The following is a 15,940-nucleotide window of genomic DNA, read 5'->3' on the forward strand; positions in this document are numbered from 1 at the left end:
GATTCTCAACCTCTTCTTACAACTGATTTCTCAAAGAGATACTATCTAGAAAAGCTAAAAAGCCTGAAAGGTATTCTAAGAATTCTACATTCCCTGTACTTGAGGAAACAACTTTAATAGTTAGTCGGATCAAACCTTGGGTAAGCTGTAACCGTTGTGATACTGGGCCAGCAGGTATTTATCGTTGACCTGTTTATCTGAAAACTGGTGTTTGGCATTGTCCCATGATAATTTTTGTCCGCTTCTGAAGGCAAGATTTCCCATTTGAGCGACGGTAGCTACATGCGCAGCATCCTGTATAGCGCAGTTCAGTTCTTCTTTTTTTCTGGATCTGACCACACTAAAGAAATTGACCATATGATTGTCTAGTCCATTATCAGATGATTTAACAAAGGGCTTGCTTACTTTATTGCCACTTACCTTTTCCTCAATAACTTCCCAGCCTTGCCTGTTGAGGATTAGTGTGCCGTTGTTACCTATATAGGCGATTCCATGGTTGCGGCTATAAGAGCCATTATCAATGCCCATGGCTGAGTCCCATACCATGTTGAACTTGTCAAACTCATATAAGGTGGTCAGCGTATCAGGCGTTTCTTCATACAGATCAGGATAAGCAAAGCGGCCACCTAATGCAGATATGGTTTTTGGTACAGGAGAATTCATACCCAGCAAGCCATAATCCAATAAATGCACTCCCCAGTCGGTCATTAACCCACCGGCATAATCCCAGAACCAGCGAAAATTGAAGTGATATCTGCTGGCATTGAATGCTCTTTTATTCGCCGGCCCAAGCCACATGGCATAATCAACGCCTGCAGGAGGTAATGTATCCGGTACTACCGGAGCAGGTTTCATCCAGCCCTGGTAACACCATACTTTCACCGTTCTGATATTTCCCAGCTGGCCGCTCTGTACAAAATCAACAGCATCTTTAAAATGTTGCTGACTGCGCTGCCATTGACCTGCCTGTACAACCTTATTGTATTTTTCCTGCGCTTTGACCATGGTACTGCATTCAACAATAGAGTTGCCTACCGGCTTTTCCACATACACATCTTTACCTGACTGTACTGCATGAATCATCATCAGGGCATGCCAGTGATCGGGTGTCCCAATAATTACAGCATCAACATCCTTATTATCGAGCAGCGCACGATAATCTTTATATCTTTTTACTTTTGCGGCGTCAACATTCATCGACTTTAATTCGGCCATCCTTTCATCAAGCACATTGACGTCACTGTCACACAGCGCGATCAGGTTTACGCCTGGTACTTTGAGGGCCGCTTTGAGGTCAGACCATCCCATGCCTTTGATTCCTATAACACCAATATTGATTTGGTCGTTTGCACCAATAGTCTTATTAAAAAGGGCATAGGCAGGATTGTCTAAAGCAGAAAGCATGGCAGTGGTTCCCACTGCGGTTGCAGCGTAGTTGAGGAATTTTCTACGGTTTAGCATTTATATTTGGTTTAGGGTTCATACTGAAAGTAAATTACAAAATTATTAGTAGAGCGTCCAAGATATATCGTTAAAATCAATAAAATGTTACCCATTTTTAAAGCTAAAATTATGACTTCACTTGCTATCGCACCCCTATTGTCTTTCCCTAGTTATAAAAAAAGGTTGCCCGTTTACCAGAAAAACTGATCAATCCATTTAATGTCGTCATAATAATTAAGTATGTTAGCGTAATCAAGGGAATGATCAATTAAACATAGCCTTTCCATTTGTCAAAAATTGACTTTTTTGCTCCGCCTCCAGTCCACCTTAACTCCACCTTTAATTTGCCTTTGCTTCGTGTATGATAGCATATCGTTTGATGAGCCTATTGGAGATTCACTTCATTCTTGGCAAAAAGTGAAGGTACTGGTAGGATCCTGTGCATTACTATCTTTCAGTCAAAAACAACTCCGAAAAGATGAATAAAACTTAAAACTTTAAGATTATATTAATAAATTTACTAGTTTTTATCCAGCCAGGAGAGCCAACACAGATCGCATATATTGAAAGATTGAATGGAAGCATGAGAAGAGAATTATTAAATGCCTACATATTACTCCCTGGATGATGTAAGGGAGAAAGTGGAGGAATAGATGGTGGATTACAATGACCATCGACCACACCAAGTATTGAACTTCAAATCTCCGGTAGATTTCTTGCAGGAAATTTGAGGGGACAATATATGTTTTTGGAGTGAAGAACATAATTGCGAATATGAAAAATCAAGAGATTAAAGTAACGACTTTGCTAAAAACAATGCCCCATTTGAAATATCGGCAGGTTCATGGCAATTGAAAACTACACCTAATGCCAATCCTAAAAAAGATTAAAATCCAGTAGTTCAAGCAAGCCACTAATCGCATTTTATACTTAACAGGGCTTTGATTCTCCATTTTTCGGGAATGGCTTGACCAATACATTTAGGTGATTTTAATATTTTAGTTGGAATCATCAACTTCTATATGTTCAATACATCTTTCATGGTTTAAAAAGAATAGGAGTTTAATCTTCCTAAAAAGTTGCATATTTTTTTGGTAATATCCTCAAAATTCTCATCTGGCGCGATTAATCAATACCATGTGACTGATTACCGATAACGTTATTCCATTATTACAATCGATGAAGATGGTTCGGGAGATGTTCGATTTTACCCTATTGATCATTCGTGAGCCTTGGCCGAAAGGGAGACCGTGATGGGTAACAGCCATCCGGATGTTTTTGCGTATCCTGCTTTTTATCCTTAAAAATTTATTTAGATGTTTCGCTTAGCCGAAGAGCTAAGCCGATTGCAGTATGCCTTCGAACGACTCCGAACAGTATACCGAAGAAGTGGTTCTACTATGAATAATTGGAATTCGCCTTTCTCCTGATCCAATCAATTTACGCATATAAGTATTTATTTTTTTTATTTACAGCTATCTGCTAAGCACGATTGAAGAAACCAATACATATTTTATTCCCTAATAATTGAATTACTTCACATTGTATTTCTTTCTCCACTCAACCAAGTATAATAAACGCTTTAGAATATCTTCACACGCACTTTTTTCATCAATAAATTCTTTCCTATCTAGTGATCTCCCATGTTCATCGTACTCAAAAGTAATCCAATTTTTTCCTGAACGAGAAAGGATTGTCCTCATCGGCAATAAAGTTCCGTCCAGTGAATAATCTTTAGTATCAATATTTAGAAGATTTAGATTTTCTTTAAGTGTCTTGCTATCCATAAGTCAATATGTTGTTTAAAACAAATGATTTAAAATTTCAAGGTATAAAAACTTCAGTAAGAAATTCTAAGATAGATTGTATTTATTAATGCTGCATCCAATTAAACCCCAAATCTTGCAACCGCCGACAGCTACTTATTTCCTCCCCCGCCTTTTACTCTCCTTTAACTCATCCATCAATTCACTCCTGTAGAAGCGGTCTCCACCGGGAAACTTATGAGGATGCAATTGTCCATTTTTTACTTTCCTTTTATACGTACTCTCACTGATTCCCAAATAATCCATCACCTCCTGCCTGGTCAAAAGTTCATCTTCAGGCAGGCTCAAAGCGCCATAGTTTTTGGTATAAATCAGTTGAATGATCTGGTAAATTTTCTCCAATACCTCAAGCAGCTTGTCTATCTTACCCATGTCTTATATGCCTTAAATTAAAACCCAGAATACCTATGCAAATTTTAAGGATAAAAAAATCCGGGTCAAGTGGCTAACAGGTGGCGAGAAATAACCACCCCATCCCATAGCCCTTCCACATAAAAAAAAACGCTGAATATCCTGTTGAATCCGAAATATATCTCAGGCTTCACCAAGGTCAGTACCAGCCCTGCATCACTCAAAGCCCGTTTGATGTAAAATTCAGCTCTTTCACAGAACCTTTCACTAACTTCAGCAACCACGCAACCCCTAAACCGATGGATTACCAGCTCGATCCGATCTATGCACTTTACCAGACTGCTGAAAAGTTGAATGGAGACGTTACCAAACAAGGCCAGCACATTCTGGAAGAACTTGAGGGGGAATGCAGCCGGGTGCTCACCCTGATGCTGCATTCAAAAATGGCTGATGATGCGACAAGGTCGATGATCCGGCGCCATCAATATTCCCTGACCATCCTCGAGAATAGCATACATAAAAGCCTGGCAAAGCCGAGCAGTGCTACTCAACCTAAAGCGCAACAAATTTCCGTGGTACTAAAGGAGTTTACTATCCAAATTGTGGCACTCGGCGCTTCCATCAGAAAATACTTCCCCACCCATTTCGACACCATGCATCCGGCAGGATTAACCGAACTTAAAACAAATGCCGATCAGCTTAACAAAAAGTTAAATGAAATCGAATTCAACATGCGTCAAAATCCCGATAAAGGCCTGCTTGATTTGCTTAAGTTGACCCTATCTTATTCATACCTTTCAAAATCAAACGCCACTCACTTCCAGCTTGGCTATCTGCATGCACTAACGGATCAATTGCTTGAACGGAGCAACAAAAATGAAGAATACGATGAGCGAGATTACATTACCTTGCTTATCTCAAATGAGTTCAACTGCCCGGCATTCTTCCATTACTGCTGCATGGCGATCATCCGGGAGCGGGACAAATTCGAAAATATCGCTTTAAGCTATCAGGAACTCCTTTGGCGAAAAAAAAGCATTCAGCAGATCCAGCCTTATACCTGTCAACCCTTCCACCCCTCCCTTCCCGGTATTAAATCCTCGTTACTGGACTTTATCCGCGCGGAGATGGGCTACATGAAGAATCTTCAAAAAATAGCCGGAGAATTAAACGCACAGGGTACACTACAGGACAATTTCAAAACCTCCCTATCGGTAAAAGAGCTGGCCTTTTTCATCCACTTGCAGGTAGAATGCGGGATCATTTTAGAGAACAGGCCTAAAAAAGTGCACGAATATGCAGTAGGGCACTATAGTACTAGGGAGACAGAAAAAATATCAGAAAAGAGCTTTAAAAACGCCTATTATACAAACGCCAGGGAAGAAATTGCGAAAGTGACCGCCAAACTCGCTGAAATGCTGGCCAGGGCCGAGCAGAAATCCTGACTTAGCTTAAAATCAAATGTAGCAGGCCCTGACGGTCAAGCACACTGACCAATTCCAGAAACCATCTTTGGGAATAATCCTCATGGTTTGAAAGCTCCACCAGATCGGTACGCACGACCTCAGCTAAAGTAGCGAAGCCCATCAGTTTACTGCGCAACATGAATACCTCTGTAACCGGTAGCGTATTGATAGGCGTATTCAAAAACCCCATTTTTAAATCTTGCGGATCATCTTCCATAAAAAAGCACAGGTTAACCTATCGCCCGCTTCAGAGGTACCGCAAAGACCCACAACACAAGGCAGAAAGGAACCCATGCGTAGCGTAGGCAACCCATCTATTCTTCCTGTGTTATTGGGAATTTTGCGGTTTTCTGAAGCAGTCAAATGGCAATTGCTACAATATTTTGGTTATATTTTGTTCTATTATTTACATCATAGCGCAAATACAGCCCTTTTCCTAATCTTTTTCGGATTAAAAAAGATAAAGCTTAAGCGGTTGCAAGGGGTTGCCGATCTTGCCACTTGACAAGATGAAAAAAGACGCTTTCTTTGACTTAAAAAGAATATGGACAAGGAAAAATACCTAAAAGCACTGGGCAAAGAAACCGCTTTATCAGCAGGCCTGGCCGCCTACATCAGCTACGTACTCACAAAAGAGGCGTTCTCCGCCAAACAGACACTGCCCCTCGACCAGATCAGCATCAACCCCACAACCATGCTCTTAAAAGGCAGCGCCAGGCTATATCTGGAAACAGCAGACCGGGAAGAATACACCCTTTTCTTTTACCAGCACCAAGATTTCCTATCCATTGAACCCGGTATGAAACTACCTGCCCACTCCACCCTATCAATCGAATTCCTCGAAGACTGCGAACTCTGCCAGGTCCCTGACAAACACATCCCCAATCTTTACAAGCTTTTCCCAGAATTCCCCCAGATCCAGAACCAACACAACCAAACCCTGAAACAACATCTTTTCAATCACCAGATCAGCCTTTGTGTTTTGAATGGAGCCGAACGCTACAACCGTTTCCTAAGTGAATACAAACAGATCGCCATGGTCTGCGAACAAAAAAAGATCGCCAGTTTCTTAGGTATCGACCCCAAAACATTAAGCAGGCTTCGCGGAAGACCAAACAGAAAGTAACAATACTCACCCAGAATATACCTAATAACCAACATTAGGTGCTTAATCGGTAGCAGGAACCATCCAGAATGAGCGGAACTTTAACTAAAATTTCCAGCTATGAAACCGACCACTTTCCAAAAGCCGCACCTGATCAGCCTCGCTTACGCCCTGCTCATCCTGCTCTGGAGCTATACCGGCCTATCTAAACTGATCGACCATGCCGCATTTGAAAAACAGGTCACCACACTCCTCACCGAGAAATACCCAGAATCCATCAGCATTGGCATACCCGTGCTGGAAATCCTGACCGCCTTCAGTTTGGTCTGGAACAGCACACGAATGCTGGGCCTATACCTGTCCGTATTACTAATGACCGCTTTCACCGCCTACGTTGCGCTTGTCATCGCGGGCCATTTTGGCCCCGCTCCATGCACTTGCGGCGGGATCATCTCCGCCCTTAGCTGGAAAGCGCACCTTATCCTTAACATCACAATCCTGTCTTTAGTGCTCTACCTATTATTTCATCAAAAACAGAAAGGAGGCAGCCGTGACACCATGAGCAACTAACCGGCCTGACCTGGGACAATGTCCCTTAAGCCAGTCATAAAACAAAACAGCAGCCCGCCCATCCATGCTGCTCAACCACGCCGGAGCAAAGGGCGTCACCTCCGGTAGCCATTAACAAAAATTTTTCAGCTGCTTTTTCGCGCAACAAAGCAGCCAACACCATGTTAAAAAAAATCAATATTGGCCTTGTAGCCCTAATATTAGGGTTCGGCTTAACCATTACCACCAGTGCGTTTAAAACAGTAAACCACAGATCAAAAATTGATAAACAGTGGAATTTCCGTGGGAACTCGGTTAGCGAAGCAAATGATCAAACCAAGTATTCCCTGACTTTGCCATCCCCAACCGAATGCGGATCCGATACTGATTTACCCTGCTATATCATCACTCCGGAAAGCGTGGATACAGAAGCAAAACTGCACACCTACTTTATGACCAACTATGGTAATAATGCCGCTTTAATCGACGATGCTGCCCCAGAACGCAGGGACGCGCAATAAACAAAGCGTAACCAAAATTGGTCACAGCAGGCAAGCGTTGCCTGCTGTGACTTCTTCATTACCGCTCATTCTGCGGAATTCCCGACAACTGAATGATATCTTCCGGGATCGGAAGCGCATATCTCGGATCATTCGGCAAAAGTGAAACCGTCTGCCCGTTGAAGCTCCGCGAAACCAGGATGTTAGCCCCTTCCGCATTCAGTCGCTTTAAATCCATCCACCTCAGCCCCCTCATCACCAGCTCCTTTCGCCGCTCGTCCAGGACCACCTTCAATGCGGATTTAGCATCCGTGATCGCAACTGGACTGTACGTACCGGTCTTGAACCTGCTCACCAGCAACTTATCCAACACTGCCAAACCCCGCTGTACCTGACCCGTCCTGACCAGGCATTCGGCCCATACCAGGTACATTTCATCAGTAGCGATGCCAAAAAACAGCAAAGGTTGGTGATAGGTACCCTTAAAGAAATAATTTCCGTTGGTCTGCGTAAAATACAAAGTCTTCCTTAAGTCATTAGGCTGATAGGCATCCATAATCTGGGGATTGATCCTGGCCCTGGAGCTCACCACCGGACCACCCGGCGCCGCGTAAGTGTCAAAAATAACCTCACTATTAAAAAGCGAAAAGGAATATCGGTCCGCTGGGTTTAGCTTATTGAAATCAATTAACTGATCACTGAGCTGGATACAAGAGTCTGCATACAAACCCGCCTCCATATACCTGCCCGTATACAACATCGCCCTGGCGAGCAGGCCATAAGCCGCCGCCCTGGAGGGCCGGTAAGGATGTATGGATTTAACAGGCAAAAGTGGCACAGCCATCTTCAGCCCCTCAATCGCCTGATCATAACCCTCCTTCAAACTCGCCCTTACCGTAGCCTCATTAAAATTCAGGCTCGGCCTTAAAGGCACACCCGGATCCTGCCCCGAAGAGAGCAAGTAAGATTTTCCCCAGACCGCCATCGCCTGCATATAAAACTTAGCGCGAAAGACCAAAGCCTGACCCATCACATTATTGAAAGCCGCATCCCGTTTGAGCGGGGAAGATTCCAGCCCGCTGATCACACTGCCGCAATGATAGACCGCCCTATAAGTCGTGGACCAGTCATTGTTCGCCGGAGCAAACAAATAATCCTTTTGCCAGCTGTACATCCGGCGCTGGGCCTCGCTGGACCCCGCCAGGTCCGCATCCGAGGTGGAGTAATCATCCGCGCTGACCTCCAGCGAGATCGGCTCGGAACTGTTCAGTACTGTGAAATTATCCATCAGCGCCTGGAAATCCGTTATCGTACCGGGAACAGCCAGTTTCTGATCGGATTTTTCCTCCAGAAGTTTATTGCAGCCCGTTGCCATTATAACATAGGCCACTAACAAGGGCAAAAACGATATATGTATTCTTTTCATAACAGTAAGCATTAAAGTGAAGTCCTCAGTCCAAATGAAAATAGCTTGCCCGGAGGATGGTTGAAGCCACTGGTGATATATTCCGGATCGATACCCTTTTTATTCGCCCTGTAGATAATCCCCAGGTTACCCAAATTGGCAAAAAGGTTCAGCGTTTTAATTTTGAGCCTGCCGAGCATCCTTTTTTCAAAAGCATAGTCCAGGTTGATGTACTGGATGCGGATGTGGTCCCCTTTTTCGATCAGCACCTCGGCATACTTATAAAAAGCATCCCTGGCCGAAGGATTGGGAAATACAAGGGAAGGCACGTTGGTAAGCAGCTCATCGCCCGGCGAGCGCCAGCGCTGCTGGAAATCCGCATGCCCGTTCCAGGAATCAAAAAGGTTCGTATAATCAATACTCTTGCGCCTGAAATAATAATCAAACTTGAAACCCATGCTAACAGAAAGCGTCAGCCCTGCGTAGCTGAAATTGTTCACCAGGTTACCAAAATACTTTGGCAGCGCCGATCCATGGTACCTCAAATCCCCGACCTGGGTCGCAGGTCCGGTCAAAGCATTATAATCCCGGCTCGCCACCCCGTTGACAAAACCCATCGGATCGCCCGTCAGCGGGTCCAGGCCGGCCCACTTATAAGAAAAAACAGCATAAACCGGAAGCCCTTCGATCCCCGAAACACTCGCCCCAGACTGTAGAAAACTACTCGCCAGCGTATTGGGCACATAATATTTCACCACCCGGTCCTTATTGGCCGAAAAATTCAAAGTGGTCTGCCAGTTAAACCCACCCGAAAGGTTGTTGCTATTCAACTGGATATCCATCCCGTCCCCTTTGATCTTCGCCACATTCTTTATGATCGCCGATCCTACCCCGGTGGTATAATCGATGGGGAACATGCCAAACAAATCATCGGCCTGCTTGGAATAATATTCCACACTCCCTGAAAGCCTCCCTTTCCACAGATTGAAATCCACACCCGCATTGAACATCCCTACCTTCTCCCAGCGCAGGTCAGGATTGCTATGTTTATCAAAAACCGCATATGGCGATTGCGTAAAGGCCGAAATCCCCGGATAACGGATCGTACTCACCCCCACCATACCGGGGTCAACATTTCCGCTCATCCCATAAGTCGCCCTCAGCTTCAGAAAATCAACAAAGTCAACTTTAAAAAACGGCATCCTGGTGACCTCCCAGGCTATCCCCGCGGACCACAATGGCCGCCACCGGTTATTGGTCGAAATCCCGAACACATTTGATGCATCCGTCCTCGCACTCGCCGAAACCGTATAGGCATCCCGGAAAGTGTAGGCAAGGTTGGCGAACTGGGAAATAAAGTTATTACGCTTCAGATCAAAGCTCGTCCCGTTCTGGATATAGCTGCTCCCCCCCGTCACAAAATTAGGGTAGAGGCGGGCAAAATCCACCAGCCCGGCATTCAGCTTATCCGTATCCAGGCCATATACCCTGGAAGAATTGCCATCCGTTATCGCCCTTCTCCATTCAAAACCCACAAGTGCCGAAACCCGGTGCTCCTTCCAGCTTCCGGAATATTCCAGCTGCCCCCTGTACTGCTCGGATTTAAGCCTACTTTCCCTGCTGTCCAGGATCGCCCCAACCGGCACAGGATAAACCACTGCCCCTGAAGCCTGCACCTGGGTAAAGGAATTGATATAATCCCGGGTATAATACGCCTGCTGGCCCTGCAGCAGCTCTGAAGAAGTCCTCTGTTCCTCGATGCTGTATTTTAAACTCGTCTTGAGCCCAAAGGGCAGCCTGTAGCTCAAATCAAAGTTCGCGTTCAGGTCTTTCAGTCCCGAAGAGTTATCCGTATGCAAATAATCCACCAAGGGATAATATGACCAGTCCAATAGGCGGGCCGTCTCCGGAGAGGACAAATACGTCTCCCGGTATTGCTTGGTGATTGGCAGCGGATTGCCCGCCCCGTCAGCAAACCTGGCATAAGGATAAAGCCCAGAATAACTCACGATCTCCCCGATCCCCTGCCTACCCCTTTTTACCCGGGCGTCTGAATAAGTGAATATGCTGCTGAACTGCAGGTTCTTCATGATATTGAACGTATTGGAAAACCGCAGAGTGGAACGCCTATCAGTGAGTCCAAGGTTATCCGTATTGCGGTTAAAGCCCGCCGAAACAGACCAGTTGTTGCGATCCCCGCTCCCCGAAAGGCGAAGCGAATACTGCTGGTTCAGCCCCTTGTCATACACATAGCGGTCAAAATCATCATACGCATCAAACGAGGAAAACGTTGCCCTGGAATCCGCCAGCTGCTGAGCGGAAAGCTTACCCTCTGATTGCAGTAACAGCAGTTCCACAAAAGGCGTCAGTGGCTGCTTATAGAAGGAATTCACCGCGCTGGTATAATACCCCTTCCCAAACAAAAAATCCTCCACCCCTAAAAAATCAGCTGAGCCCATCCGCTGCTCATAACCCAGGTCAGGCTTGTCCAGTACGCTCACCGTAGTACTGAAATTAATCGCCAGCGGCGCATTGAACCTGGACCTCTTAGTGGTGATTACAATCACCCCGTTACCTGCCCTGGCGCCCCAGATCGAGGCCGCCGAAGCATCCTTCAGCACCGTAATGCTTTCTACATCATCCGGATTGATATTACCTAAGTCACCTGAATAAGCGAAATCATCCAGAATAATCAGCGGCTCCTTCGGCCCCCTGATCGTACTCAGCCCCCTGATAGATATTCTGCCCTCGGTGCCCGTCGCCCGATCCACATTCAGCCCATTCCCAATCGCCTCCAACCGGTCCAGCACATTCCTGCCCACCTGCTGGCTGAGCTGCACAGTGGTCACCTTCGAAAAAGACCCCGTAGAACGCGTCCGGTCCAAGAGCTGATAACCCGTATTAACCGTCACATCCTCCAACTGGTTTTCCACCGCGTCCAGCCCAATGAGCAGCGAACCCTTCATAGGCACCAAAAAATCCAGCACTCCAGTAGCAAAGCCCACCGAAGATACTGAAGCCCTGTATCGCCCGTCAGGCAAAGCCGCCGAAAAATAACCGTCAGAGCCCGTCGTCACCACCTTCCTGAACCCGCCGGAAGAAGTGATCACCACAGACCCATACGCGATCACAGCAGAATCCTTATTATTGATGATCCTGCCAGAAACCACCTGCTGGGCCTTTGCGCTCAAAGCCAAATACCAGGCCAGCGCCATAAACATATATATCCTTTTCATTTCCTTCATTAATCTAAATTCACCATCTGGTCCCTGATCACCCCATAATTTAATTCCGAATACCCTTCAGTGAGCATCATCCCGAAGCCCGATAACTGCCTGTTCAAACCCTCCAAAAATCCACCCCCTGAATCCTCCGCAGGACCAGGCCACGAAAGTTCCAATGAAACCAACACATCCGAAAAAGTCCCATCCACCACAGTCCCCGAAACCAAACCCTTTTCCTTCAGCAAATAAACCAGCTCCCTCATCCTCACCTTTTCAAACCGTACCCTCCTCCTCTCCGCACCGCCAACAGCACCATCACCATCGACGCCCCTCACCATCGCCTTCCCCGCAATCTTCACCCGGGGCAGTTTCATACTGTCCACCACCCCCAGCGAAAGCATCTTCACCCTTCTCTTTTCCAAGGCAAACCGGAAAGGCGAAAAAGTATTCAGGTCCGCCAACATCAGCGAATCAAGCCTTGAGATCAGCGGCCCCGAGACCGAAAACTCATAATTAAAAAAAGTATCCTGCAACAAACACCTATCCCTCCCTTCATACACCAGCCTGTCCGAACCGTGGAAATCCTTAGTTTCAATCAGAAACTCAGCAAACAATTTCTTATAGATATACCAGAAAGGCAGGTTGGTAATCGCCAAACCAGAATTCAGCCCGGTAACCTTATCCTTCCGCCACAAAAACCCACTCGGAAGCCCCGCAACTTTGCCCTTAGTCAGCAGACTATATTTCATCAGCCCAGCAGCAGGTAAATCAGGAGAACTGAAAAGCGGCAGCTCACGGTCAATATCCAGCACATTCCGGATCCCCGATACCCCATCCCCACCAGAAAGCACCAATGAAATATTATCTTCTGTCAGCTCATCCCCACCCGTCACCGCCATCACCTTTCCACTCCCATCAATCCACACATAATGCGGGATCAGCCGCTTAAAAAAAAGCCTGTTCAGCAGCGTATCCGAATTGATATACCGGAAAACCTCTCTATTCTCCGCAAGCCGCAGGGAAAGTAACCGCTCCGCTTTCAACGGATCTTCATTGTTCACCAGCACAAACGAAACCTCCTCACCAAAACGCTCCTGTAACTTCTTCGCCTTGGGAAATCCCGCAATACAGCCCCCGCACCAAGTCGCCCAGAAATCAAGAATAATCAGCCGCCCCTTCAGCTCCCGCAGCCTTAACACCGCCGGTTCAAAACCCTTCCCCTTCAACACGCCATCGCCACCACCACCGCCACCCACCCTTAGCGACCTGAAAGGCACATCCCACAAATCATCAGGAATCCTCTGGCCGACAACCAACTCATCGGCCGAACGAGGAACCTGCGCTGAGGCCATATTTGCGGAAAAGGCCAGAACCAGCGAAAAAAAAGTAAATATCTTCATTGATCTACCATGAAATAAAAGGCATAGCTCTCCCCTTACGATAGAAATCTTTGTTTGTTTCATAAAAAGTTTGGTTTAGTTGATTAAAGGAAAAAAAGAAAAACACCAAAAAAAAGAATGCAGGAAGGCAAAACTAAATCAATCATTAAAGAACCTATTTTTTCAAAAAAAGACCCCCTGCACCCCCCAACTGCTCAAACCGGATTCTTGGGCTTCAAAGCAAAAAGCCGATCAAAAGGATAACACGCAAATTTGCCCATGCCCATCAGACGTTAAAAAATTAAACAGAAAAGATTACAACAGAAAAAATTCAGATCAGAAAAGATCTAATCAAAAAAAAGCAAAAACCAGCCCTTACCACATGAAAAAACATGCAGATACGTAAACCGTATTGGTAATTAGAAAAAGTTGCTTAACTTGGCAATTGCGATAACCATAATAATGAACCAAGACTAAAAAGCCATAAAGGCTGGTCCCGGGCAAAATATTACCAAGCGAATCTGAAGCGTGCACTCAATCACACAACAGCCTCACCTTTCTTCGGCTATTTTTTGTCCCGGAATTTCTTAGTCCATCATTACGTTGGAGAACAAATAACGTTCTTTATTAATAGTTTGAAGGAATACTGATGTAAAACTTCCTCGAAGAAATACATTTTGACGGCGGTTAATTCTTTCGTTTTCATAAACGGTTAATTTTTATTTAAAACGATGTGGACTCAATAAAAGCAGGAGGAAACCAAATTGGAAAGAAACCAATAGGGCGAACTTCAAAGCTTTTTGCAGTGGTACCGTCAAGAACCATTCAGAAGGATCTGAATTTCACAAAAGACTAACATGAAGCCCGCCCTATTGAATAAGATATCACGAAGATAGCAAAACTCAATAGATCCGGCGAACTCACGATCGGCTCATGTGAAAGTTTGACGGTTTTCTGCCATGAGAGACATCGTTAAAGCTAGGTTACCCTAACTCTATTTGTCGCTATAAATAACTGATAACAAATATAATAATAAATATTAAACGTGGCAATAAAACCACAAAATATTTTAGTAGATGTTGGAGAAACATAAAGAAATATTCAAAATCATCGGTTTTAACGTAAAGGCTTATAGGAAAAAAGCTGGTTTGACGCAACAAGAGCTAGCTGACAGATTTATGGGGGACAGAGCAAAAGTAAGTGATATTGAAAATGGCAAAGAAAATTTTATGCTCTCAACGCTATTGGATATTGCCGAAGGTTTGAATATAGATGTAAAGAAATTGTTTATCCCTGATGAAAAGGGAAACGAAACAAAAAAAGTTGGTAAGGCTTAGATTAATAATGCTGAATTGATTAAGTAGTAGAAAGAATTTGCTGAAGCAATATAATACTGTAACAATAGCTTTAATCAAGGACAAGGCTTTCGAGTATGAAGAAACGATTTGGGAGTTTATTTAGGAAAGCTTTTTAGAGAAAAAATATGAGTAAAATGTACAACGAATTCATTGAAATTAAAGACTATTCTACAGACTTACATGAATGCATCGAACAAACCGTAGCCCATTTGACTAGCAACAAGACGGATTTCAATTATCCTGGAATGTTATTGGGAAAAATTCAAAGCGGGAAGACAAGAACTTTTATAGGAATAATTGCTCTTGCCTTTGATAGGGGTTATGATACATGCGTAATTTTTACTAAAGGGACAAAAGCACTTGCAGAACAAACCTTAAAAAGACTTGATAGTGAGTTTTTCCAATTTATTGAAAATGATGAAGTAAAAGTTTATGACATAATGAGCTTACCAGCCATGACACCATATATTAAGCAACAGAAACTCACATTTATTGTAAAGAACGAAACTAATAATCTTAACCACTTAGTAAACCTTTTCGTTGACAATCCTGACCTATCGCAAAAAAAAAGTATTATTTATTGATGACGAGGCAGATTTTGCTAGTGTCGGTTTTAAAAGAGACAGGATAGCATAGGCAGAGATTTCAAAGCTATTTCCATGATGACCACCTTTATGAAAAGCTTGTATAAATCCATAATGATAGCCTTTATATTGAAAGTTTGGATTGAATAGCCATTCCTCGTAGCCATACCCTTTGTCTCGTTCAAAGGCATGATCTTTGGCTTTGCTCTTCTCATTTGCTCCTGAAGGTTTTTCCCATTTATTAGTATTCCAGCAAAGGCGTACTATCCGCTTTGGAAGGTTTTTTCATTTATTTCAGTAAGTGTGGCTACTTCCAGATAGTTAAGCTGGTAGGTTCTAAAAAATTCAAGTGTAATATCTACCAGTTCATCCCACCCTCGCGCATCACCAATAGTTAGCATTTGTGAGCGCGCAGGATCACAAAATTCACCCATATATTTATCAAAAATATATTCCATTGATAGATCAATTGCACCAGAGTTGGAACGTTGACAGTCAAGCTTATATTCCAAAAGCGCTTCTTGTTTCCCCTTGCTGAGCCTACTTCCTACACCAATTGTAAAGAATACTTTTTGGTTGTCAACGCCTGGGAGTAATATTTTAGCCCAAGTATATGACCTGAAGTATCCAGAAGTCTGCCATTGATCTTTAGTGTTTATTATGTATCCTTTATCCTTAAGTAAACTTGCCCAATACCTAGTTTTGGCATAAACACTTGAACTTCTTAGATCGTTCCCTATTTTCTGATGT

Annotated in this window: 15 protein-coding genes; 7 read left to right on the forward strand and 8 right to left on the reverse strand. The window is 44.3% G+C overall.

Going from position 1 to position 15,940, the window contains the following annotated elements; all coding sequences use genetic code 11:
• Positions 1 to 129 precede the first annotated feature (129 nt).
• Complete coding sequence (locus tag AC3ITD_RS13285; RefSeq protein ID WP_265801838.1) at positions 130 to 1,461, reverse strand: Gfo/Idh/MocA family protein; 1,332 nt, start codon at positions 1,459 to 1,461, stop codon at positions 130 to 132.
• A 511-nt stretch (positions 1,462 to 1,972) separates the two neighbouring features.
• Here AC3ITD_RS13285 and AC3ITD_RS13290 point away from each other — a divergent pair.
• Positions 1,973 to 2,071 (forward strand): integrase core domain-containing protein, encoded by a 99-nt coding sequence (locus tag AC3ITD_RS13290; RefSeq protein ID WP_489366681.1) that lies wholly within the window; start codon positions 1,973 to 1,975, stop codon positions 2,069 to 2,071.
• Positions 2,072 to 2,975: 904 nt separating this feature from the next.
• Here the strand turns inward: AC3ITD_RS13290 and AC3ITD_RS13295 are convergent.
• Complete coding sequence (locus tag AC3ITD_RS13295) at positions 2,976 to 3,230, reverse strand: hypothetical protein (protein WP_265801837.1); 255 nt, start codon at positions 3,228 to 3,230, stop codon at positions 2,976 to 2,978.
• Between the two features lie 135 nt (positions 3,231 to 3,365).
• On the reverse strand, positions 3,366 to 3,641 hold the full coding sequence (locus AC3ITD_RS13300; RefSeq protein WP_489360379.1) for a helix-turn-helix transcriptional regulator: 276 nt from the start codon (positions 3,639 to 3,641) through the stop codon (positions 3,366 to 3,368).
• Between the two features lie 278 nt (positions 3,642 to 3,919).
• Between AC3ITD_RS13300 and AC3ITD_RS13305 the strand changes: the two genes are divergently transcribed.
• Complete coding sequence (locus AC3ITD_RS13305; protein WP_489360381.1) at positions 3,920 to 5,065, forward strand: hypothetical protein; 1,146 nt, start codon at positions 3,920 to 3,922, stop codon at positions 5,063 to 5,065.
• Position 5,066: 1 nt separating this feature from the next.
• Here AC3ITD_RS13305 and AC3ITD_RS13310 read toward each other — a convergent pair whose 3' ends face one another.
• Positions 5,067 to 5,303, reverse strand: coding sequence for a hypothetical protein (locus tag AC3ITD_RS13310; RefSeq protein ID WP_265801834.1), 237 nt, complete (start codon positions 5,301 to 5,303; stop codon positions 5,067 to 5,069).
• Positions 5,304 to 5,630: 327 nt separating this feature from the next.
• Here AC3ITD_RS13310 and AC3ITD_RS13315 point away from each other — a divergent pair, with 327 nt between their 5' ends.
• The 3 genes from AC3ITD_RS13315 (at position 5,631) to AC3ITD_RS13325 (ending at position 7,261) form a co-directional block, all read left to right on the forward strand.
• Positions 5,631 to 6,212, forward strand: a complete 582-nt coding sequence (locus AC3ITD_RS13315) for a Crp/Fnr family transcriptional regulator (protein WP_265801833.1) — start codon at positions 5,631 to 5,633, stop codon at positions 6,210 to 6,212.
• A gap of 99 nt (positions 6,213 to 6,311) precedes the next feature.
• Positions 6,312 to 6,761: a MauE/DoxX family redox-associated membrane protein gene (locus AC3ITD_RS13320; protein ID WP_265801832.1), complete on the forward strand. Its 450-nt coding sequence runs from the start codon at positions 6,312 to 6,314 to the stop codon at positions 6,759 to 6,761.
• Between the two features lie 161 nt (positions 6,762 to 6,922).
• Positions 6,923 to 7,261 carry a hypothetical protein gene (locus AC3ITD_RS13325; RefSeq protein WP_489360384.1) on the forward strand — a complete coding sequence of 113 codons (339 nt, stop codon included), beginning with the start codon at positions 6,923 to 6,925 and terminating at the stop codon, positions 7,259 to 7,261.
• Positions 7,262 to 7,319: 58 nt separating this feature from the next.
• Here the strand turns inward: AC3ITD_RS13325 and AC3ITD_RS13330 are convergent, their stop codons facing one another.
• Genes AC3ITD_RS13330 through AC3ITD_RS13340 form a run of 3 tightly spaced genes read right to left on the reverse strand, consistent with a single transcriptional unit; the run spans position 7,320 to position 13,332 of the window.
• On the reverse strand, positions 7,320 to 8,666 hold the full coding sequence (locus AC3ITD_RS13330; protein ID WP_265801830.1) for a RagB/SusD family nutrient uptake outer membrane protein: 1,347 nt from the start codon (positions 8,664 to 8,666) through the stop codon (positions 7,320 to 7,322).
• A gap of 11 nt (positions 8,667 to 8,677) precedes the next feature.
• Positions 8,678 to 11,881: a SusC/RagA family TonB-linked outer membrane protein gene (locus AC3ITD_RS13335; RefSeq protein ID WP_489360387.1), complete on the reverse strand. Its 3,204-nt coding sequence runs from the start codon at positions 11,879 to 11,881 to the stop codon at positions 8,678 to 8,680.
• Between the two features lie 8 nt (positions 11,882 to 11,889).
• Positions 11,890 to 13,332, reverse strand: a complete 1,443-nt coding sequence (locus AC3ITD_RS13340; RefSeq protein ID WP_489360389.1) for a TlpA family protein disulfide reductase — start codon at positions 13,330 to 13,332, stop codon at positions 11,890 to 11,892.
• Positions 13,333 to 14,327: 995 nt separating this feature from the next.
• Between AC3ITD_RS13340 and AC3ITD_RS13345 the strand changes: the two genes are divergently transcribed.
• The gene (locus tag AC3ITD_RS13345; protein ID WP_489360391.1) at positions 14,328 to 14,585 is read left to right on the forward strand and encodes a helix-turn-helix domain-containing protein; all 258 of its coding nucleotides are present in this window, start codon (positions 14,328 to 14,330) and stop codon (positions 14,583 to 14,585) included.
• A gap of 155 nt (positions 14,586 to 14,740) precedes the next feature.
• Positions 14,741 to 15,190 carry a hypothetical protein gene (locus AC3ITD_RS13350; protein ID WP_489360393.1) on the forward strand — a complete coding sequence of 150 codons (450 nt, stop codon included), beginning with the start codon at positions 14,741 to 14,743 and terminating at the stop codon, positions 15,188 to 15,190.
• A 263-nt stretch (positions 15,191 to 15,453) separates the two neighbouring features.
• Here AC3ITD_RS13350 and AC3ITD_RS13355 read toward each other — a convergent pair whose 3' ends face one another.
• Positions 15,454 to 15,702, reverse strand: a complete 249-nt coding sequence (locus AC3ITD_RS13355) for a hypothetical protein (RefSeq protein WP_489360395.1) — start codon at positions 15,700 to 15,702, stop codon at positions 15,454 to 15,456.
• Positions 15,703 to 15,940: the final 238 nt, after the last annotated feature.

The sequence above is a fragment of the Pedobacter sp. KH_004 genome (assembly GCF_057840755.1).